This is a genomic window from Micromonospora musae (assembly GCF_003626545.1).
Classification (GTDB): domain Bacteria; phylum Actinomycetota; class Actinomycetes; order Mycobacteriales; family Micromonosporaceae; genus Micromonospora; species Micromonospora musae.
Genome location: NZ_RAZS01000005.1, coordinates 1 through 20,132 on the forward strand (window position 1 = coordinate 1; position 20,132 = coordinate 20,132).

Annotated in this window: 16 protein-coding genes; 5 read left to right on the forward strand and 11 right to left on the reverse strand. The window is 73.2% G+C overall.

What is annotated here, in order from left to right:
- Nucleotides 1-127: 127 nt before the first annotated feature.
- A complete protein-coding gene (recQ, locus tag D7147_RS14760; protein WP_120677891.1) occupies nucleotides 128-1,975 on the forward strand; it encodes a DNA helicase RecQ in 1,848 nt (615 codons plus the stop codon).
- A 78-nt stretch (nucleotides 1,976-2,053) separates the two neighbouring features.
- Here recQ and uvrC read toward each other — a convergent pair whose 3' ends face one another.
- The 4 genes from uvrC to rsgA all read right to left on the reverse strand — a co-directional run bounded on the left by uvrC (nucleotide 2,054) and on the right by rsgA (nucleotide 9,241).
- On the reverse strand, nucleotides 2,054-4,036 hold the full coding sequence (gene uvrC, locus D7147_RS14765) for an excinuclease ABC subunit UvrC (protein ID WP_120677893.1): 1,983 nt from the start codon (nucleotides 4,034-4,036) through the stop codon (nucleotides 2,054-2,056).
- Between the two features lie 133 nt (nucleotides 4,037-4,169).
- Nucleotides 4,170-4,661, reverse strand: a complete 492-nt coding sequence (locus tag D7147_RS14770; protein ID WP_120677895.1) for a Rieske (2Fe-2S) protein — start codon at nucleotides 4,659-4,661, stop codon at nucleotides 4,170-4,172.
- A gap of 231 nt (nucleotides 4,662-4,892) precedes the next feature.
- A complete protein-coding gene (uvrA, locus tag D7147_RS14775) occupies nucleotides 4,893-7,835 on the reverse strand; it encodes an excinuclease ABC subunit UvrA (protein WP_120677897.1) in 2,943 nt (980 codons plus the stop codon).
- Between the two features lie 326 nt (nucleotides 7,836-8,161).
- Nucleotides 8,162-9,241 (reverse strand): ribosome small subunit-dependent GTPase A, encoded by a 1,080-nt coding sequence (rsgA, locus tag D7147_RS14780; RefSeq protein WP_120677899.1) that lies wholly within the window; start codon nucleotides 9,239-9,241, stop codon nucleotides 8,162-8,164.
- A 177-nt stretch (nucleotides 9,242-9,418) separates the two neighbouring features.
- On the opposite strand from rsgA, the gene D7147_RS14785 reads away from it, so the two are divergent.
- The gene (locus D7147_RS14785) at nucleotides 9,419-10,135 is read left to right on the forward strand and encodes a maleylpyruvate isomerase family mycothiol-dependent enzyme (protein WP_120677901.1); all 717 of its coding nucleotides are present in this window, start codon (nucleotides 9,419-9,421) and stop codon (nucleotides 10,133-10,135) included.
- Nucleotides 10,136-10,142: 7 nt separating this feature from the next.
- On the forward strand, nucleotides 10,143-10,796 hold the full coding sequence (locus D7147_RS14790; protein ID WP_120677903.1) for an MBL fold metallo-hydrolase: 654 nt from the start codon (nucleotides 10,143-10,145) through the stop codon (nucleotides 10,794-10,796).
- A gap of 6 nt (nucleotides 10,797-10,802) precedes the next feature.
- Here D7147_RS14790 and D7147_RS14795 read toward each other — a convergent pair whose 3' ends face one another.
- Together D7147_RS14795 and D7147_RS14800 are read right to left on the reverse strand one after the other, a co-directional pair.
- Entirely contained in the window at nucleotides 10,803-11,426 is a 624-nt protein-coding gene (locus D7147_RS14795; RefSeq protein WP_120677905.1) for a DedA family protein, read from the reverse strand.
- Between the two features lie 116 nt (nucleotides 11,427-11,542).
- Entirely contained in the window at nucleotides 11,543-12,160 is a 618-nt protein-coding gene (locus tag D7147_RS14800) for a class I SAM-dependent methyltransferase (protein WP_233563175.1), read from the reverse strand.
- 251 nt (nucleotides 12,161-12,411) lie between these two features.
- Between D7147_RS14800 and D7147_RS14805 the strand changes: the two genes are divergently transcribed.
- Entirely contained in the window at nucleotides 12,412-12,615 is a 204-nt protein-coding gene (locus D7147_RS14805; protein ID WP_120677909.1) for a cold-shock protein, read from the forward strand.
- A gap of 50 nt (nucleotides 12,616-12,665) precedes the next feature.
- On the opposite strand, the gene D7147_RS14810 is transcribed toward D7147_RS14805, so the two are convergent.
- The 4 genes from D7147_RS14810 to D7147_RS14825 all read right to left on the reverse strand — a co-directional run bounded on the left by D7147_RS14810 (nucleotide 12,666) and on the right by D7147_RS14825 (nucleotide 16,341).
- Nucleotides 12,666-14,003 carry an MFS transporter gene (locus tag D7147_RS14810; RefSeq protein ID WP_120677911.1) on the reverse strand — a complete coding sequence of 446 codons (1,338 nt, stop codon included), beginning with the start codon at nucleotides 14,001-14,003 and terminating at the stop codon, nucleotides 12,666-12,668.
- Nucleotides 14,000-14,575 carry an ArsR/SmtB family transcription factor gene (locus D7147_RS14815; RefSeq protein WP_120678863.1) on the reverse strand — a complete coding sequence of 192 codons (576 nt, stop codon included), beginning with the start codon at nucleotides 14,573-14,575 and terminating at the stop codon, nucleotides 14,000-14,002. Before D7147_RS14815 ends, D7147_RS14810 begins: the two co-directional genes overlap by 4 nt.
- 109 nt (nucleotides 14,576-14,684) lie before the next feature.
- Nucleotides 14,685-15,551 (reverse strand): hypothetical protein, encoded by an 867-nt coding sequence (locus D7147_RS14820; RefSeq protein ID WP_120677912.1) that lies wholly within the window; start codon nucleotides 15,549-15,551, stop codon nucleotides 14,685-14,687.
- Nucleotides 15,552-15,828: 277 nt separating this feature from the next.
- Nucleotides 15,829-16,341 (reverse strand): MarR family winged helix-turn-helix transcriptional regulator, encoded by a 513-nt coding sequence (locus D7147_RS14825; RefSeq protein ID WP_120678865.1) that lies wholly within the window; start codon nucleotides 16,339-16,341, stop codon nucleotides 15,829-15,831.
- Nucleotides 16,342-16,453: 112 nt separating this feature from the next.
- On the opposite strand from D7147_RS14825, the gene D7147_RS14830 reads away from it, so the two are divergent.
- Entirely contained in the window at nucleotides 16,454-18,577 is a 2,124-nt protein-coding gene (locus D7147_RS14830) for an MMPL family transporter (protein WP_120677914.1), read from the forward strand.
- Between the two features lie 57 nt (nucleotides 18,578-18,634).
- Here D7147_RS14830 and D7147_RS14835 read toward each other — a convergent pair whose 3' ends face one another.
- Entirely contained in the window at nucleotides 18,635-20,101 is a 1,467-nt protein-coding gene (locus tag D7147_RS14835; RefSeq protein WP_120677916.1) for a DedA family protein, read from the reverse strand.
- Between the last annotated feature and the right edge of the window lie 31 nt (nucleotides 20,102-20,132).

Consider the following 20,132-nt stretch of genomic DNA (forward strand, 5'->3'; position numbering starts at 1 on the left):
GGAGCGGTGGGGTGGAGTGGGGGGCTGGTGGGGGGGGTGGGGGCGGGGGGGGCGGGGGGGGGGTGGGGGGGGGGGATGGGGCGCGCGGCGGAGGGGTGGCGTCGGGGTGGGCTCGTACACTTCGCGGATGGCCTCCCCCACCGACCTGCGCACCTCTGAGGCGCTCCAGGTGCTGCGCCGGGTGTTCGGCTACGACACCTTCCGCGGCTTCCAGCAGGACGTCATCGACCACGTGGTGGCCGGCGGTGACGCGCTGGTGCTCATGCCCACCGGGGGCGGCAAGTCGCTCTGCTACCAGATCCCCGCCCTGGTGCGCCCCGGCGTCGGGGTGGTCGTCTCCCCGCTGATCGCGCTGATGCAGGACCAGGTCGACGCGCTGACCGCGCTCGGCGTGCGGGCCGGTTTCCTCAACTCGACGCTCGACCTCGACGCCCGCCGCCGGGTCGAGGCGGCCTTCCTCGCCGGCGACCTGGACCTGCTCTACCTGGCGCCGGAGGCGCTCGGCTCCCGCGCGACCGTCCAGCTGCTCGACCGCGGCAAGATCGCGCTCTTCGCGATCGACGAGGCGCACTGCGTCTCCCAGTGGGGGCACGACTTCCGACCCGACTACCTCGCTCTGTCGATGCTGCACGAGCGGTGGCCGGAGGTGCCGCGGATCGCCCTGACCGCCACCGCGACCAGCGCCACCCGCACCGAGATCGCCACCCGCCTCGACCTGACCGGGGCCCGGCACTTCGTGGCGAGCTTCGACCGGCCCAACATCCAGTACCGGATCGTGCCGAAGCGGGAACCCCGCAAGCAGCTGCTGGGTCTGCTGCGCGACGAGCACCCGGGCGACGCCGGCATCGTCTACTGCCTCTCCCGCGCCTCGGTGGAGAAGACGGCCGAGTTCCTGACCGCCAACGGGATCGCGGCACTGCCCTACCACGCCGGTCTGGACGCGTCCGTCCGCGCCAGGAACCAGCAGCGCTTCCTCCGCGAGGAGGGGCTGGTGATGGTCGCCACCATCGCCTTCGGCATGGGCATCGACAAGCCGGACGTCCGGTTCGTCGCCCACCTCGACCTGCCGAAGTCGGTCGAGGGCTACTACCAGGAGACCGGGCGCGCCGGGCGGGACGGTCTCCCGTCGACCGCCTGGCTGGCGTACGGGCTGCAGGACGTCGTCCAGCAGCGGAAGCTGATCGAGACCTCGGAGGGCGACCTGGCGCACCGGCGCGGCCTCGCCCGGCACCTGGACGCGATGCTGGCGCTCTGCGAGACCGTCCGCTGCCGCCGCTCGCAGCTGCTGGAGTACTTCGGCGAGCCGGGCACACCCGGCTGCGGCAACTGCGACACCTGCCTGGAGCCGCCGGAGTCGTGGGACGGCACGATCGCCGCGCAGAAGCTGCTCTCCACCGTGTTCCGCCTCGACCGGGAACGCAACCAGCGGTTCGGGGCCGGGCACTGCATCGACATCCTGCTCGGGCGTCGCTCCGAGAAGGTGGCCCAGTTCGGGCACGACTCGCTGACCGTCTTCGGCATCGGCGGCGAGCTGCGGGAGGCCGAGTGGCGCGGGGTGGTGCGGCACCTGCTCGCCGAGGGCCTGCTCGCGGTCGAGGGCGACTACGGCACGCTCGTGCTCACCGAGACGAGCGCCGAGGTGCTGGGCCGTCGGCGGTCGGTGCTGCTGCGCCGCGAGCCGGAGCGCCCGACGTCGGGCCGCGCCGGCCGGTCCCGTGGCACCGCCACCGCCACCGCCGAGCTGCCGCCGGCCGCCGCGCCGGTCTTCGAGCGGCTCCGCGCCTGGCGGGCGGCCGCCGCCAAGGAGCAGGGTGTCCCGGCGTACGTCATCTTCCACGACGCCACGCTGCGGCAGATCGCGACCGACGCACCCACCTCGCTCACCGAGCTCTCCACGGTCAGCGGGGTCGGTGAGAACAAGCTCGCGAAGTACGGCGAGCAGATCCTGACCGTGCTCGCCGACGCCCCGGCCTGACCAGCGGGCTCGGCTCAGCCGTCACCGTGCCGTCTCCTACCAGGATCTCGGCGGCGGCTGCCTACCTGACCGGCGAGTTCACTCGGTCGTCGGCGCCTTCTCGGTCGCGCCGCCGAGCGCGGCGAGGATCGCCTCGGCGGTACGCCGGCCCACCCCCGGCACCTCGGTGATCTCCTCGACGGTGGCCGCCGAGAGCCGCTTCAGCGACCCGAAGTGCCGCAGCAGCGCCTTGCGCCGCACCTCCCCCAGCCCGGGCACCGAGTCCAGCGCCGACTGGGTCATCCGCTTGGAGCGGCGCTGCCGGTGGAAGGTGATGGCGAACCGGTGCGCCTCGTCACGCACCCGTTGCAGCAGGTAGAGCCCCTCGGAGCTGCGCGGCAGGACGACCGGGAACTCGTCGTCGGGCAGCCACACCTCCTCCAGGCGCTTGGCCAACCCGCAGAGCGCGACGTCGTCGATGCCCAGCTCGGCGAGGGCCTGCGCGGCGGCGGCGACCTGCGGCGCGCCGCCGTCGACCACCACGAGCTGCGGCGGGTAGGCGAACCGGCGGGGCCGCCCGGTCGTCGGGTCGACCAGCGCGCCGACCCGCGGCTCGCCGTCGGCCGCCGGCCCGTCCGGGGCGGCCAGGTCGTCGGCCGACTCGACGCCCGCCTCGCCGGTCTCCGCGCGGGAATCCAGGTAGCGGGCGAAGCGGCGGCGCAGCACCTCGGACATCGCGGAGAGGTCGTCGGTGGCGCCGCGGATGATGAACCGGCGGTACTCGCTCTTGCGCGGCAGCCCGTCCTCGAAGACGACCATGCTCGCCACCACGTCGGTGCCCTGGATCTGCGAGATGTCGAAACACTCGATGCGCAACGGCGACGTGCGCATGTCGAGCGCCTCGCTGATCTCGTCGAGCGCCTTGCTCCGGGTGGTCAGGTCACCGGCGCGACGCAGCTTGTGCCGGGCCAGGGCGTCCTTGGCGTTGCGCTCGACCGTCTCCATGAGGACGCGCTTGTCGCCGCGCTGCGGCACCCGCAGCGAGACCCGGCTGCCCCGGTGGTCGGAGAGCCAGTCGGCCAGCGCCTCGGCGTCACCGGGGAGTTCGGGAACGAGCAGTTCCCGGGGCACGTCGGCCTCGCCGTGCTCGCCGCCGTAGACCTGGGTGCAGAAGTGGTGCACCAGGTCGCCGGTGGTCAGCTCCTCGGTCTTCTCGACCACCCAGCCCCGCTGGCCCCGGACCCGACCGTCACGGACGTGGAAGACCTGCACGGCCGCCTCGAGCGGGTCGTCGGCGAAGGCCACCACGTCGGCGTCCGTACCGTCGCCGAGCACGACCGTCTGCTTCTCCATCGCCCGGCGCAGGGCGGCGACGTCGTCCCGCAGCCGGGCGGCCCGCTCGAACTCCAACTGCTCGCTGGCCTCGACCATCTCGCGTTCGATCCGGCGCACCATGGTGTCGGTGCGGCCGGCCATGAAGTCGCAGAAGCCGTCGACGATCTCCCGGTGCTGCTCGGCGGAGACCTCGCCCACGCAGGGCGCCGAGCACTTGCCGATGTAGCCGAGCAGGCAGGGGCGGCCGACCTGACCGGCGCGCTTGAACACCCCGGCGGAGCAGGTACGCGCCGGGAACACCCGCAGCAGCAGGTCGAGCGTCTCGCGGATCGCCCAGGCGTGCGAGTACGGCCCGAAGTAGCGCACCCCCTTGCGCTTGGCGCCGCGCATCACCTGCAGCCGCGGATACTCCTCGTCGAGGGTGACGGCGAGGTAGGGGTACGACTTGTCGTCCCGGTACCGGACGTTGAACCTCGGGTCGTACTGCTTGATCCAGGTGAACTCCTGCTGGAGCGCCTCCACCTCGGTGCCGACCGTGATCCAGTCCACCGACTCGGCGGTGGTCACCATCTGGCGCGTGCGCTCGTGCAGGTTCCAGAGATCACCGAAGTAGGAGTTGAGGCGGCTGCGGAGGTTCTTCGCCTTGCCGACGTAGATCACCCGGCCGGTTCCGTCGCGGAACCGGTAGACCCCCGGCGACTCCGGGATGGTGCCAGGTGCGGGGCGGTAGGTCGAGGGGTCAGCCACGGCTGCAAGCCTAGTCCGGGGTACCGACAGGGCCTCGGCGCGGCGCGGGCGGCCGCGAATCCCACGATGGCCCGGGAGGCCGGAAATCAGCGTCGCCGCGACTCCCCGACCTCCCGGCCCTCGACAACTCGGATCAGGCGAACGAGATCTGGTCGCCGACGACCTTCACCGGCTTGGCGGGCAGCGGCCTGGTGGCCGGGCCGGCCTTGACCGAGCCGTCCTCGATCGAGAACTTGCTGCCGTGGCAGGTGCAGTTGATCGTGCCGCCGTCGACGTTCGACACCGGGCAGCCCTGGTGGGTGCAGATCGGGTCGAAGCCCTTGAACTGCCCGGCGGCGGGCTGGGTGATGACCACGCCCTGGGCGGCGAGCACCTTACCGCCGCCGACCGGCACGTCGGCGGTGGTGGCCAGCGACTGCGAGCCCTGCCGGTCGCCGCCGCCCGCGTCCCCGGTGCTCGGCACGGCCGGCCCGCCGCTGGTGGGCTGCTGCCCGGTCGCGCCGTCGCCCGCGTCGTTCCCGCCACAGGCCGTCAGGACCACGGCCGCCCCGACCGCGCCGGCGCCGGCGAGCAGCGCCCGCCGCGTCTGCGTGCCCGGACCGGTCAACTCCTGATGGTCACTCATGCCTTGCCCTTCTCTCGGCTGCTGCGGCTCGTCCCGACCCCCGCGGCCACACCTTTTTCACACGTCCAACTGTGCCCGACGGTTCACTCTCAGCGTGCCGGAACCGCCCGCCGGCTGATCATCCGCCCCCACCCGGGGGACCGGCTCGGAGCCGTCGCGGGCGCGCCGGCCGGCGCGCGAGAAACGTCGACAGCCGGGCGGGACACGCCCGGCTGTCCGGTAGGCGGCTCGTCAGCGGGCCCTGGCGGGCACCTTCCGGCCGCTGCGGGCCTTCGACCCGTTGGCCTTGGCCGCCCGCGAGGTCGCCGCCGCGGCGCCCTTCGCCTCGCCGTCGAGCTTCAGCACCTGGCGCAGGAACTGCCCGGTGTGGCTCTCGGGCACCTCGGCGACCTCCTCCGGCGTGCCGGTGGCCAGCACCGTCCCGCCCCGGTGGCCGCCCTCCGGGCCCATGTCGATCAGCCAGTCCGCCGTCTTGATCACGTCGAGGTTGTGCTCGATCGTGATCACCGTGTTGCCCTTGTCGACCAGCCCCTCGAGCACCATCAGCAGCTTGCGGATGTCCTCGAAGTGCAGGCCGGTGGTCGGCTCGTCGAGCACGTAGACCGTCCGGCCGGTCGAGCGCTTCTGCAGCTCGGAGGCGAGCTTGACGCGCTGCGCCTCACCACCGGAGAGGGTCGGCGCGGGCTGACCGAGACGCACGTAGCCCAGACCGACGTCGACCAGGGTCTTGAGGTGCCGGTGGATGGCCGGGATGGCGGAGAAGAACTCGGCCGCCTCCTCGATCGGCATGTCCAGCACCTCGGCGACGGTCTTGCCCTTGTAGTGCACCTCCAGGGTCTCCCGGTTGTAGCGGGCGCCCTTGCAGACCTCGCAGGGGACGTACACGTCGGGCAGGAAGTTCATCTCGATCTTGATGGTGCCGTCACCGGAGCACGCCTCGCAGCGCCCGCCCTTGACGTTGAACGAGAACCGGCCCGGCCCGTAGCCGCGCACCTTCGCCTCGGTCGTCTCGGCGAAGAGCTTGCGGACGTGGTCCCAGACGCCGGTGTAGGTCGCCGGGTTCGACCGAGGCGTACGGCCGATCGGTGACTGGTCGACGCCGACCACCTTGTCGACGTGCTCCAGCCCGGTGACCCGGGTGTGCCGGCCCGGCACCAGCCGGGCGCCGTTGATCTGGTTGGCCAGTACGGCGTACAGGATGTCGTTGACCAGGGTCGACTTGCCGGAGCCGCTGACCCCGGTGACCGCGATGAGCTGGCCGAGCGGGAAGCTCACCGTGAGGTTGCGCAGGTTGTGCTCCCGCGCGCCGTGCACCACCAACTCCCGGCCGGCGGTCTGCGGCCGGCGCAGCTGCGGCGTCGGGATCGACCTGCGACCCGACAGGTACGCCCCGGTCACCGACTCCGGGTTCTCCAGCAGTGCGGGGACGGAGCCGCTGTGCACGATCCGACCGCCGTGCTCACCGGCGCCCGGCCCGATGTCGACGATCCAGTCGGCGGTGCGGATGGTGTCCTCGTCGTGCTCGACCACGATCAGCGTGTTGCCCAGCCCACGCAGCCGGACCAGGGTCTCGATCAGCCGGTGGTTGTCGCGCTGGTGCAGCCCGATCGACGGCTCGTCGAGCACGTAGAGGACGCCGACCAGGCCCGACCCGATCTGCGTGGCCAGCCGGATGCGCTGCGCCTCGCCACCGGAGAGGGTGCCGGCCGGCCGGTCCAGGGAGAGGTAGTCCAAGCCGACGTCGAGCAGGAACCGCAGCCGGGCGTTGATCTCCTTGAGCACCCGCTCGGCGATCATCTTCTGCCGGTCGGTGAGCTCGATGCCGGCGAGCAGCTCGGCGCACTCCCCCACCGAGAGGTTGCAGACCTCGGCGATGCTCTTGCCGGCGATGGTGACCGCGAGCACCTCGGGCTTGAGCCGGGTGCCGCCGCAGGCCGCGCAGGGCACGTCCCGCATGTAGCCCTCGTACTTGTCCCGCGACCACTCCGACTCGGTGTCGTTGTGCCGCCGCTCGATCCACTGCACCACGCCCTCGAAGCCGGTGTAGTAAGAGCGCTCGCGGCCGTACTTGTTGCGGTAGCGGACGTGCACCTGGTCGTCGGAGCCGTGCAGGATCGTCTTCTGCGCCCGCGACGGCAGCTTCCGCCACGGCGTGTCCACGTCGAAGTGCTCGGCCTGGCCGAGCGCCTCCAGCAGGCGCAGGAAGTATTCCAGGTTGTGCCCGGTCGACCAGGGCTGGATCGCGCCCTCCCGCAGCGTCCGCTCCGGGTCGGGGACGACCAGCTCCGGGTCGACCTCCTTCTTGGTGCCGAGACCCGTGCACTCCGGGCAGGCGCCGTAGGGCGCGTTGAAGGAGAAGACCCGGGGCTCCAGGTCCTCGATGGCGAGCGGGTGGTCGTTGGGGCAGGCGAGGTGCTCGGAGTAACGCCGCTCCCGGTCGGGATCGTCCTCGGCCAGGTCGACGAAGTCGAGCAGGACCAGCCCGCCGGAGAGGCCGAGCGCCGCCTCGACCGAGTCGGTCAGCCGCTGCTTGGCGCTCGCCTTGACGGTGAGCCGGTCGATCACCACCTCGATGGTGTGCTTCTCCTGCTTCTTGAGCTTCGGCGGCTCGGTGAGCGGGTGCACCACACCGTCGACCCGGGCCCGGGCGTAACCCTTGGCCTGGAGCTCGGTGAAGAGGTCGACGTACTCGCCCTTGCGGCCTCGCACCACCGGGGCGAGCACCATGAACCGGGTGCCCTCGGCCATGGCCAGCACCCGGTCGACGATCTGCTGCGGGCTCTGCTTCGAGATGCGCTCGCCGCAGACCGGGCAGTGCGGCTCACCGACGCGGGCGAAGAGGAGCCGAAGGTAGTCGTAGACCTCTGTGATCGTGCCGACCGTCGAGCGCGGGTTGCGCGAGGTCGATTTCTGGTCGATCGAGACGGCGGGGCTCAGCCCCTCGATGAAGTCGACGTCGGGCTTGTCCATCTGCCCGAGGAACTGCCGGGCATACGACGAGAGCGACTCGACGTAGCGGCGCTGCCCCTCGGCGAAGATCGTGTCGAACGCCAGGCTCGACTTGCCCGACCCGGAGAGCCCGGTGAAGACGATGAGGGCGTCCCGGGGCAGGTCGAGACTGACGTCACGCAGGTTGTGCTCGCGCGCGCCACGGATGATCAGTCGGTCGGCCACGGTCCGTGTACTCCCGGGTGAAGAAGATGAGGCGGATCTGTCCGCTCGGAGGCGATTCTGAGCGGTTGTGTGGGCGCAGAAATACGCCTCGGCAACTCTAGCCCCGAGGTACGACAATTCTCCGCGCCCGCACATTCCCCCAGCTCAGCCCGGTCCGCCGACCACCCGAGGGCGCCCCCGGCAGCCACCCGTGCGGAGGCCGGCCGGGCCACCCGGCGACCGACCCCGCGGACCACCCCGCCCCGGCCGGGCGGCCGGCGACCGACCGCGCGGATCACTCCCCCTGTCCCGGCCGGGGGACCGGGAGATCAGCCGCCGGCCGGGGTTCAGAAACCGCCAGGTGCGGGCGGCCGGCTCGGTCGGCTCGGCCGCCGACGCGCGCCCCGCCAGCCGCCGCGCCGTTCGGCGGCGAGCCGCGTCTCCCGCCGCCGCGTCTCGAAGGCCACCTCCCGCTGCAGCCGACGCCAGCTCTCCCAGCGCCGGGCCGTCAACTCGCCGTTCTCCAGCGCGTCCCGCACCGCGCAGGCCGGCTCGCCGTCGTGCGCGCAGTCGGCGTACCGGCAGTCGAGCGCGAGCTCGGCGATGTCCGCGAAGGCCTGGTCCAGGCCCGTCGAGCCGTCCAGCAGGCCGACCGCCCGTACGCCCGGGGTGTCGATCACCGCACCCCCGCCCGGCACCGGCACCAGCGAGCGCCACGTGGTGGTGTGCCGGCCCTTGCCGTCGACCCGACGGATCGCCTGCGTGGGCATCACCGCCGCCCCGGCGAGCGCGTTGACCAGGCTCGACTTGCCCGCCCCGGACGGACCGAGCAGGCCCAGCGTGCGCCCGGGGGCGACCTGCGCCCGTAGCGGGTCGAGGCCCGTGCCGTGCTCGGCGCTGACCGCCAGCACCGGCACGCCCGGCGCGATCGCGGCCAACTGGCGGGCGATGGCGTCCGGGTCGGCGGCCAGGTCGACCTTGGTGAGCACCACGAGCGGCCGGGCGCCGGACTCGTGGACCAGGGAGAGCAGCCGCTCGATGCGGCCGGTGTCCGGCTCGGGGTGCACCGGCTCGACCACCGCCGCGGCGTCGAGGTTGGCGGCGAGGACCTGCCCGCTGGCGTCCTTGCCCGCAGTGCGACGCACCAGCGCGGTCCGCCGGGGCAGTACGGTCTCGACGGTGCGGCGCCCGTCCGGCCAGGTGCCGACCAGCACCCAGTCACCGGCGCAGGGCAGGTTGGTCAGGTCGCGGGCGGCGGCCGCCAGCAGGGTGCCGCCCACGCTGGCCCGGACCGGTCCGTCCGGGCAGAGCACGGTGCACACGCCCCGGTCGACGCGGGCGACCCGGCCCGGCTGGTGACCGCTGCGTCGACGGGCGCTCGCCGCCCACCCGGCGTCCCAGCCGAGGGCGGTCAGTTCGATTCTCATGGCATCCTCATCGGTGTCGAAGGTGATGGTGGATCACGCGTGGCGAGGATCGGCATCGGCCCTCACCTCCTCCCGATCGATCCGGTGCCGCGTCGTCGCCGACGGTAGGTGGCGCGGCGACGCGCCGAAAGCCATTTCCCCGGCGACGCCGTGCCGCGCTACCGCTAGGGTCGGAACGTGACCACGGACCCGCTGCTGCTGACCGGCGAGGTGCAGGCCTCGACCGCGCGGCTGCTGGGCACCGCCGCCGTCTTCGACGAGGCCGGCCTGGCCGCCGCGTCACTGCTGCCGGGCTGGAGCCGCGGCCACGTCCTGGCGCACCTGGCCCGCAACGCCGACGGCTTCGTGAACCTGCTCACCGCCGCCCGCACCGGCGAGCCCCGCCCGATGTACGCCTCGCCCGCCGGCCGGGCCGCGGACATCGAGGCCGGCGCGGCCCGGCCGGCCGACGCCCACCTGGAGGACCTGCGCCGCTCGGCGGACCGGTTCGGCGAGGCGGTCGCCGCGATGCCGGCCGAGGCGTGGACGGCCACCGTCACCACTCCGGGCGGGCCGAGGGTCGCCGCCGAGCTGATCTGGTGCCGGCTGCGCGAGGTGGAGGTCCACCACCTGGACCTGGCCGCGGGGCACCGTGCCGCGGACTGGCCCGCCGGCTTCGCGCACCGGCTGCTGCACGAGGTCGTCACCGACCTGGCCGCCCGACCGGACGCGCCGGCGATGGTGCTGCGCTTCGACGGGACCCGGCACGAGCTGGTGGTCGGCGAGCGCGACGGCGCCCCGGTCGTCGCCGGCCCCGCCCCCGACCTCGCCGCCTGGTTGATCGGCCGGGGCAGAGGGGACCTCCTCACCGTCACCCCCGAAGGCCCCCTGCCGAACCCACCGGAATGGATGTAGAGACCAGATGACCTACAGCGGAGAGGTGACCCCCGGCGGCGCGCCGGCGGTACGCGAACTCGACCGGCTCACCGTCAGCAAGTTGTCGGTCGGCCCCATGGACAACAACGCCTACCTGCTGACCTGCCGCTCGACCGGCGAGCAGCTGTTGATCGACGCGGCGAACGAGGCCCCCCGGCTGCTGGAGCTGATCGGCGACCGGGGTCTCACCGCCGTGGTCACCACCCACCAGCACATGGACCACTGGGTGGCGCTGGAGGAGGTGGCGGCCAAGACCGGCGCCCGGGCCCTGGTGCACGCCGACGACGCGGCCGGCCTGCCGATCGAGGCGGAGACGCTGACCGACGGGGACATTGTTCGGCTCGGTGACTGCGCGCTGGAGGTCATCCACCTGCGCGGGCACACGCCCGGCTCCGTCGCGCTGCTCTACCGCGACCCGGCCGGCGTCCCGCACCTCTTCACCGGCGACAGCCTCTTCCCGGGTGGGGTGGGTAACACCGACAAGGACCCGGAGCGGTTCGCCGCGTTGATCGACGACGTCGAGCGGAAGCTCTTCGACCGGTTGCCGGACGAGACCTGGTTCTATCCGGGCCACGGCAAGGACAGCACGCTCGGCGCGGAGCGGCCGGCCCTGCCCCAGTGGCGTGCCCGCGGCTGGTGAGCGTGCTCAGGCGGCCCCGTCGGCGCCGGTGAGCGCCCGCAGCCGGCGCCGCGTGCCGAGCAGCACCACTCCGGCGAGCGCCAGCCCGACCCCCATGGTCACCAGCATCGGGCTGGACTCGCCGGGCAGCAGTCCGGCCAGGGAGCGGGAGGCGGTGCCGAGCACCAGGTAGAGGCCGGCCCAGCTGGCGGCGCCGAGCGCCGCGCAGCCGATGAACCGCCGGTACGACATCCGCAGCCCGCCGGCGGCGAGCGGCAGCAACGCGTTGAGCACGGGCAGGAACGGTGCGATCAGGACCATCCGGCCGCCGCCCCGGCGCAGCACCCGTTCGGCCGCCGCCCACCGCGACTCACCGATCCAGCCGCCGACCCGGCTGCTCCGCAACCGGTCACCGTAGTGCCGGCCGGCGTAGAAGCTCAGCGACCAGCCGGCCAGGCAGCCACCGACCACGGCGGCGAAGGTGGCCAGCCCGGTGGTGGGCCGACCCACCCCCACCGCGGCGAGAATGGCCACGTCGCCCGGGACGAGCACCCCGAGCAGCGGCACGGCGTCGAAGAGCATGACCACTCCGAGGACGCCCACCAGAAGCACGGTGGGCAACTCTCCGACCTGCGCGAACCAGTCCGCCATGACCCGTACGGTATTGCCGTGCCGCCACCGGCCACATCCGGCCGGAGCCCGGAGCCCACCCCTGACTTCGGCTAGGGGTGGTCCCTGATCCGGTACGAGCCGGTGACATGTGGTGCTCAGGTCGGCCGGAGCACCTGCACCCGGCGCACCGGGGAGTCGACCGCGGGTTCGGTGGTCGGCACCGGATAGCTGGTGACCAGCGCCAGTCGGTCCGCCGGCAGGTGGCCCCGGTCCGGATCTCCCACCAGCACCTCCGTGCCGTTCGCGGCGGCGCGGGCGAGGAACGGCAGCACCCGGTCGGCGAGCGCGCGGTCGTAGAGCACGTCGCCGGCGAGCAGTAGGTCGGCGTCGTCCCCGGCCGTGTCGAGCAGGTCGTCACCGGTGGCCGCGACGCGTACCCGGTTCGCGCGGGCGTTGACGGTCACGGCGGCGATCGCGTACGGGTCGATGTCGTTCGCCGTCACCTGTTCGGCCCCGGCGAGGGCGGCGGCGATCGCCACCAGCCCGGACCCGGCGGCCAGGTCCAGCACCCGCCGGCCGGCGGCCAGGTCGGGGTGGTCGAGCAGGTGGCGGGCGAGGGCCTGACCGCCGGCCCAGACCGAGGCCCAGTACGGCGGTGGCAGGCGCCGCCCGGCGGACGCCTCCATCCGCGCCCACCACAGGATCGGGTCCTCGGCCACGTGCAGCCGCACCTCGGGCACGAACGGGGTGGGCACCAGCCGCAGTCGGTCCATCCCGCCCCCCGGCGCGCCGATTTCGCGCTCCAGCTCGGACAGGGCGGCGACCGCGGCATCCCTCACCGGCGCAAGCATGCCCCAGCCCGGGTGCGACCGCGCGGATTTCTCCGGGTCGCCAGAAGAGTTCACCCGATTACCTGCGGCACTTCGCCCAGCGGATGGGCCTTTGGCCCGTTACTGTCGGGGGTGATACAGGGCGATCATCGGTCGGCGGCCGGTGGTCAGCCGTTTTGAACAGGGAGAGACGCATGGCAACCGGCACGGTTAAGTGGTTCAACTCGGAAAAGGGCTTCGGCTTCATCGAGCAGGACGGCGGAGGCCCGGACGTGTTCGTCCACTACTCGGCCATTCAGAGCGGTGGCTACCGGGAGCTGAGCGAGGGGCAGAAGGTCGAGTTCGAGGTGACCCAGGGCCAGAAGGGCCCGCAGGCGGACAACGTCCGCCCGATGTAGATAGGCGTGCCACGGCGGCGGTCGGCGAGCCCGACCGCCGCTGCGGCGTGTCACGACACGGTTCCGCCGGCCGCGGAGGCGTCCACGGCCGTCCGCGCCGCCGGGCCGGGTCGTGTTCGTTCCGGCGGCTCGGGGGCGGCGGGCAGGTCCCGCCGGTGTCGTACGGGCCCGACGAGCAGGATCAGCGGGGTCAGCGCCAGCCAGCCGGTCATCGCCAGCACCGCTACGCGTACCCCGAAGACGGTGCCGAGCGCGCCGGCGAGCAGCGCGGCGAGCGGAATGGTCCCGTAGTTGAGCAGTTGCATGCTCACCGTGACCCGGCCGAGCAGTTCGCGCGGCGGGTACGTCTGCCGGAAGCTGCCCTTCAGCACGTTGCCGACGGCGACCCCGAGGCTGACCAGCACCCCGCCGAGGGCCGGCCAGAGCACTGCCGGGCCGGGGCCGGCCAGCGGGATGAGCAGCGCCGGCGGCCCGGTGAACACCGCCGCGAGCAGCATCGCCCGGGCGGAGCCGAACCGGCGACCGGCGGCGGTGGCCAGTAGCGCCCCCGCGATGCCGCCGAGGCTCATCGCCGCGACCAGCAGGCCGACCGCCCCGGGGGCGAGTCGCACCTCGCGGACCAGGAAGAGCACCAGCACCGCCTGGTAGCCGACCAGCCCGATGTTGCTCGCCGCGCCGAAGAGCGTCATCACCCGCAGGTACGGGTCACGGGCGACGAACCGGACGCCGTCGACGATCTCGCGCCGCAGCGACCGGGCGGGACCGGAGCGCGACGGTCGGGGTTCCGTCCTGTGGATCCGGGCCAGACACACCGCCGAGACCAGGAAGGTCAGCGCGTCGAGCAGCAGCGCGGCGACCGCACCGACGGCCTGTGCGATCAGGCCGGCGAGGCTCGGCCCGACCACGTAGCTCGCGGTCTGGGTGCTCTGCAGCTTCGCGTTGCCCTCCGGCACCTGGGCCGGGCGGAGCAGGAAGGGCAGGTAGACCTGGTCGGCGGTCTCGAAGAAGACCCGGCTCAGCCCGGCACCGAGCGCCACGACCAGCAGCTGGCCGATGCTGAGCAGGTCGGCCGCGGCGGCGGCTGGGACGCTGAGGAAGAGCAGCGCCGACGCCAGATCGCAGGTGATCATGACGGGTCGGCGGGGCAGCCGGTCCACCCAGGCGCCGGCCGGCAGACCGACCAGCAGCCACGGCAACCAGGCCGCGGCGGTGAGCACGGCCACCTGGAACGTGCTCGCGTCGAGCACGGCCACCGCCACCAGGGGCAGGGCCACCGCCGTCACGTTGCTGCCGATGCCGCTGACCGTCTGGGCCGCCCAGAGCAGCCGGAAGTCGCGGTGCCGCAGCAGCCCGGCGCGGCGGGGCGGCGCCGGGGCGAGCGCGGTCACGGCTGTGCCGGGATGCCGTAGGCGAAGACGAAGACCGGTTGCCGCTCCCGTCCGTCGTCGGGGATCTCCCGGTCGGCCCAGCGGGCGAGCAGATCGATCACCTCGCGGCTCAGCTCGGCCAGCTCCTCGGGGCTGAGGTGCAGCCAGCGGTCGGTGGAGAAGGGGCCGTCGCCCCAGGCCGCGTGCGCGCTCTCGTCGGCGGCGTGCCAGGCGCGGGCGAGCCCGACGTGCCGGTCCAGGTTGAGCGAGGTGGCGGCGTCCGCCACCGCCCGGGTCGCCGGGTCCGCGTCGAAGTCCGCGTTCGACCAGCGCAGGCCCCGGCTGACCAGCCGCCACCACCGCTCGCGCCGGTCCCGGGCCAGCTCCGGCGCCTCGGTGACCAGCTCGGCGCCGGCGAGCACCTTGAGGTGGTGGCTGACGTTCGCGGGCGCCTGACCGGTGCGCTCGGCGAGCAGGCCGACGGTGGTGGGGCCGTGCACCTTGAGCACGTCCATCAGCCGGCGGCGCAGCGGGTGGGACATGGCGGCCAGCACCCGGGAGTCGGTGACCTGGCGTACGTCGTGGTTGCCCATGACCAGCAGCATGACATCCGCAAGAGTCCTTGCGCAATGATGATTGCGCAACAATCGTTGTGAACAGGGTGGGTGGGCCGCCCTCGGGCCTGGGCGGCCCACCCACGACTCAGGCGGCCAGCCGGCGGGCGAGCTCGTCGGCGACCTGCCGGGCCATGGTCGGCGGGATCGCGGCAGCGATCTTCTCGGGCGTGAGTGAGGCCAGCACGCCCTGGACGATCGCCGGCTCGTCGGTGAAGTCCCGACCGGCGAGGGCCGTCAACTGGCTGGTCAACGCATCGATTCGCAGCATGGCGTAGTCGAGCTTCGCCACCAGGCTGTTGCTCGCCTTCTGACTGCCGCTGCCGTCCGGGTCGACCGAACGCCCCATCGAGCTGCCACCGAAGAACATCCCGGTGTACACGGAGTGGATCTCTCGTTCTGCCTGTTCGCTCATCTCGTCCTCCAGAAGGCCGATGCTGGTGAGGTAGCGGCGGAACAGCGGGGTCTGGTCCCGGCCCGCCTTGATCGAGTCACGGAAGAAGCTGAAGTGCGTGTGCCAGAGGTGCGAGTTGTCGCCGCTGGTACGCCGGCCCAGCCGGTCCCACCGGCGGACGACCCGGCCGTCCGGGCTGTAGATGATCTCCCGAAGGTCGCGCGTGTCCGCGGCACCCGCGGTGCACTGGCCGACACACCAGGTGGAGAAGCTGCGCAGGTCATGGGTACGGCCCCCGGACGTCACCCGGAACTGGCCCACGTCGAGCGCGGCCGCGTCCAGGGTCAGCCCGTTGCGGTCCCGGGACGACTCGACGACGGAGTAGTCGTTGCTCACCACCCGGTCCGAGCCGCAGTGGTATCCGCCCCGGTGCGCGGGGTCGCCGACGATGCCCACCTCCGCGGGTTCGAGGTCCACGTCGCGAACTCGGGTCTTGTCGACGTTGAGGTGAGCGAGGAGCAGGCTTCGTACGGCCATGAGGTTCGCCGGAGCCCGGGTCATGATCTCCCCCCTTTCCGATGGATGGGGGCCGGGCGCGGCGTTACATCACGTGATTGGGTGGAGTCGACGCTCGAGCCCGGCCTACTGATGCACGGCGCCGGGCGTTGACCCCACCATAGCTCGGCGTTCGAGCAAACGCCCAGGTCAGAGCCTTCGCATTCACATTAGACGGTGGCGATCACCACTTCGGACGGGCGACGAACGCAACCCACGCGGACCCGCACTGTCTTCACTCAGGGTGACGTACGAGCGTCCGGTGTGGACGCGTTCGTCGGCGTCAGGACGGATCCCGGGACGGCTCGGTGCGAGCCGCCCGCACCTCGTCCCGGTACTCCCGCGTCGACTCGGCCATCGTCCGCAGGAAGCGGTGCACCACCTGCAACTCGTCGTCGGTGAACCCCGCCACCACGGCGTCGGTACGCGTCCCCAACGGCCCGAAGAACGCGGTGGCGAGCGCGGCCCCACGGTCGGCGTAGCGCAGCAGGACCTTGCGCCGGTCGGCGGTGGCGCGGTCCCGGCGGAGGTGGCCGGCGCGCTCCAGCCGATCGACCAGAGCGGTGACGGAGCCGGAGGAGAGGCCGAGCTGCGTACCGAGCCGGCCGGCGGTGATCGGGTCGCCGGCGAGTTCGGCGTCCATGACCGCGATCAGCGCCTGCAGGTCGGTGGCGTTGAGCCCGTGCAGGGCGGCGAAGGCGTGCCCGATGTGCTGCGCGTCGGACGAGTAGCGCCGCAGGTCACCGGCGATCTCCGCGACCAGCCGCGCGCGCTCGGTGTCGCGCCGCCGGTACATGCCGTGCGCCGTCACCCGCCGTCGTCCCCCCGCTGCGATCTCTCGAGTTGCAGCCTAGTCCACCCACCAATAATCTCGGTTATCAAGATACTTGACGGGCAGGAGAATCAGGATGGCTCTGCGTACGGCTGGACGGCGGGTGGCCGGGGCGGTCAGCGGCAGGTGGAGCGCGTGGGCCGTCCTGCTGATCGCCGTGGCCCTCTCCGGCGCCCTGCTCTCGTTCGGCGGCGCGGCGCGCACCAGCAACGACCCGACCGGCGCCCTACCGGCGAGCACCGAGTCGGTCCAGGCCGCCGCCCTCGCCCGGCAGCTCCCCGACGGGCAGCTGAACCCGGCCCTCGTCGTCTACTCCCGGGCCGGCGACCCGCTCAGCGCCCAGGACGAGGCGGCGATCACCGCCGACGCCGCCGCCCTCGCCCCGCTCGGCACCGGCCCGATCTCCCCACCGGTCTACTCCCCCGACCGGCGCGCGGCCCTGCTCGCCGTACCGCTGCCCGCCGACGTCGGCTCGGACGCGATCAGCGAGGCCGTGGAGCGGCTGCGGGCCACCGCCCGCGACGGGCTGCCGCCCGGACTGACCGCCCAGGTCAGCGGCGGCGCCGGCTTCCGCGCCGACGTCGCCTCCTCGTTCGACGGCGCGAACCTCACGCTGCTGCTGGTCACCGTCGCCGTGGTGGCGGCGCTGCTGATCGTCACCTACCGCAGCCCGTGGCTCTGGCTCGTGCCACTGGCCGTGGTGGGTACCGCCGACGTCGTGGCCAACGCGCTGATCGCCGTCGTGAGTCGCGCCGTCGACCTACCCATCGACCCCTCCACCACCGGCATCGTCGACGTGCTGGTCTTCGGCGCCGGCACGAACTACGCGCTCCTGCTCATCGCCCGCTACCGGGAGGAGCTACGCCGCCGCCCCGACCGGCGCGACGCGCTGCGGCACGCGCTGACCTCGGCCGGCCCGGCGATCGCCGCCAGCGCCACCACCGTCGTGCTGAGCCTGCTCACGCTGACCGTCGCCGTGCTGCGCAACGACCGGGCGATCGGCGTCGCCGGCGCCGTCGGCATCGGCACCGCAGCGCTCTTCGGTCTGGTCGTGCTGCCGGCCGCGCTGGCGGTCTGCGGACGCGGCCTCTTCTGGCCCTTCGTGCCCCGCCCCGGGCAGGCCGAACCGACCCGCAGCGGCGGCTGGGCGCGCGTCGGCGACCTGGTCGCCCGCCGACCCCGGGCCGTGCTCGCCGGCGCGCTGGTCCTGCTGATCGTGCTCAGCACCGGGCTCTCCGGTGCCCGGCTGGGGCTGAGCAAGACCGAACAGTTCCGGGTACAGGCCGAGTCCATCGACGGTCTGCGTACGGTCAGCCGGCACTTCCCCGCCGGCACCGCCGACCCGACCGTCGTCGTCGGACGGGTCGACGCCGAGGCGGCGCTGCTCGCGGCGATCACCGGCACCCCGGGCGTCGCCACCGCCCGGCCCACGGGGCGTACCGCCGAGCTGGTCGGCGTGGACGTGGTGCTGACGGCCGAACCGGACAGCAGCGCCAGCTACGACACCATCCGCGAACTACGGGACCGGGTGCACCGGGTACCCGACGCCGACGCCCGGGTCGGCGGCACCGTCGCCACCAACCTGGACACCCGGGACGCCGCCGTACGCGACCTCAAGGTGGTCGTACCGCTGGTCCTCGCGGTGGTGCTGCTCGTGCTCCTCGTACTGCTGCGCTCACTGGTGGCGCCGCTGCTGCTCGTCGCCACGGTGGTCGGCACCTTCTTCGCCGCGCTCGGCGCGAGCACCTTCCTCTTCACCCAGGTGCTCGGCTACGCGGCCCTGGACACCAGCGTGCCGCTGCTGTCGTTCCTGTTCCTGGTGGCGCTCGGAGTGGACTACAACATCTTCCTCGCCACCCGGGCCCGAGAGGAGGCCGTCACCGAGGGCACCCGGCAGGGCATCCGCACCTCCCTCGCCGTCACCGGCGGCGTGATCACCAGCGCCGGCGTCCTGCTGGCCGCCGTCTTCGCGGTGCTCGGGGTGCTGCCGCTGGTCCTGCTCACCGAGATCGGCGTCATCGTCGGGCTGGGCGTCCTGCTGGACACGTTGCTGGTGCGTACGCTGCTGGTGCCCGCGATCGTGCTGCTGCTCGGCCGGCGCTTCTGGTGGCCCGGCGCGCTCTCCCGGCGCAAAGATCCGGCGCACGCGGCGGCGACGCCGACGACCGGGGACCGGGATCGGGCGGGCACGCCCGGCTGACCCGCCCACGCGCTCGGCGCGCCGCCGGCCCGCGCGACCCGGGTGACCTCGCCCGCGCTAGCCGGGCTCCACCGGGTGCGGCCGCTCCCCGGCCCCTTCCGGCGTCGCCGCCGGGCCTTCGGCCTCGTCCGCCGGCGGGTTCTCCGATGCCCGTGGCGCCACCGCCGCAGGCTGCCCCGTCCCGCCGAGCGCCCGGTTCCGGGTCGCCCACGCCACCATGAAGACCGCCGTCCAGAGCACCCCGAGCAGGACGGCGGCGATCGTCCCACTGGCCGTGCTCAGCCCCAGGTAGAGACGCGCCCCGCCGAGGTAGACCACACCGGCGGCGGCGCCCGTCCAGGCGGCCACGGCCACCGGCCAGCGGGTGTTGCGGGAGAGCAACCAGGCGAGCGTGCAGAGGCTCGCCGTCACCACCGCGTTCTGAGTGGGGAAGAGCACATCGTCCGGGCCGGACCCGGCGGAGCCCGCCAGGTGGGCGGCGAGGGCCAGCACCAGCAGCGGGACGAACGCGCCCACCGTGCCGACCAGGCCGAGCAGGTCGGCCCGCCAGGAGCGCTGCCGCCACGCCAGCACCGCCGCCACCACCGCGACCAGCGTGATCACCACCGGGACGCGCAGCGCCGACACGGTCGCGAGACCGACCTCGACCGCCCCCGAGGTACGCCGGTCCGCGAACCAGCCGGCGATGGCGTCGTCCACCAGCGCCAATCCGCTGTTGCGCACCACGAACCTCAGCAGCCCCGCGAAGGCGAGACCGGCGGCGAAGAGCAACAACAGCCCGGCCGTCAGGTTGAGCAAGAGGGTCCAGCCGGGCCCGATGCGCATGGCGAGCAGGAAGAAGAGCACCCCGTACCGGCCGGCGAGCCAGCGCACCGGCGGCAGGGCGGTCGCCCGGGTCAGCAGCGCCCGGACCGGGTCCGGGTTTCGCCCCAGCCAACGCCCGGTCAGCACCACCGCGACCAGGGCGGCGAGCAGCACCAGCACCGCGCCGGTGGCCCGGCCCAGCAGCCGGGAGACCGTCTCGTACGACTCACCGGCCACGTAGCCGACCAGGACCGAGCCCCCCACCCAGCCGACGATCCCGGCCAGGTTCCAGGGCGCGAAGCGCCGGTACGGCATTCCGGCGGCGCCGGCCAGGCGGGGCACCAGGGTGCGGGCGAAGGCGATCCAGCGGGCGGTGAAGACGCCCCGGCCACCGAGCCGGCCGAGCAGCGCGTCGGCCCGCTGCCAGCGCTCCGGCCCGACCCGGGTGCCGAGCCCGCTGGCGCGCAGTTTCGGCCCGTACCGGCGACCCGCCCGGAACGCGAGTGTGTCTCCGATCACGGCTGCGCCGATCATCACGAGCAGCGCCGGGGCGAGCCGTAACGTCCCCGCGTACGCTAGGAAGCCGACCAGCAGCAGGGTCGCCTCTCCCGGCACCAGCAGCCCGAAGATCACGGCGGTCTCACCCGCGACGATCAGCGCGGCGACCAGGTAGATCAGCAGGGGCGGTAGACCCTGCACGAAGGTCAGCAGGTCGTGCACTCGGCCCCCATGAACACGAGGGTCAGCATGC

Coding starts and splice junctions, on each gene's coding strand:
- D7147_RS14825 (WP_120678865.1), bottom strand. CDS start 16,341: ATGTACCGGCGGCGCGACACCGAGCGCGCGCGGCTGGTCGCGGAGATC.
- D7147_RS14795 (WP_120677905.1), bottom strand. CDS start 11,426: ATGGCGGACTGGTTCGCGCAGGTCGGAGAGTTGCCCACCGTGCTTCTG.
- D7147_RS14820 (WP_120677912.1), bottom strand. CDS start 15,551: ATGACCCGGGCTCCGGCGAACCTCATGGCCGTACGAAGCCTGCTCCTC.
- D7147_RS14800 (WP_233563175.1), bottom strand. CDS start 12,160: ATGGACCGACTGCGGCTGGTGCCCACCCCGTTCGTGCCCGAGGTGCGG.
- rsgA (WP_120677899.1), bottom strand. CDS start 9,241: ATGAGAATCGAACTGACCGCCCTCGGCTGGGACGCCGGGTGGGCGGCG.
- D7147_RS14805 (WP_120677909.1), top strand. CDS start 12,412: ATGGCAACCGGCACGGTTAAGTGGTTCAACTCGGAAAAGGGCTTCGGC.
- D7147_RS14770 (WP_120677895.1), bottom strand. CDS start 4,661: ATGAGTGACCATCAGGAGTTGACCGGTCCGGGCACGCAGACGCGGCGG.
- D7147_RS14815 (WP_120678863.1), bottom strand. CDS start 14,575: ATGGGCAACCACGACGTACGCCAGGTCACCGACTCCCGGGTGCTGGCC.
- recQ (WP_120677891.1), top strand. CDS start 128: ATGGCCTCCCCCACCGACCTGCGCACCTCTGAGGCGCTCCAGGTGCTG.
- D7147_RS14830 (WP_120677914.1), top strand. CDS start 16,454: ATGGCTCTGCGTACGGCTGGACGGCGGGTGGCCGGGGCGGTCAGCGGC.
- D7147_RS14790 (WP_120677903.1), top strand. CDS start 10,143: ATGACCTACAGCGGAGAGGTGACCCCCGGCGGCGCGCCGGCGGTACGC.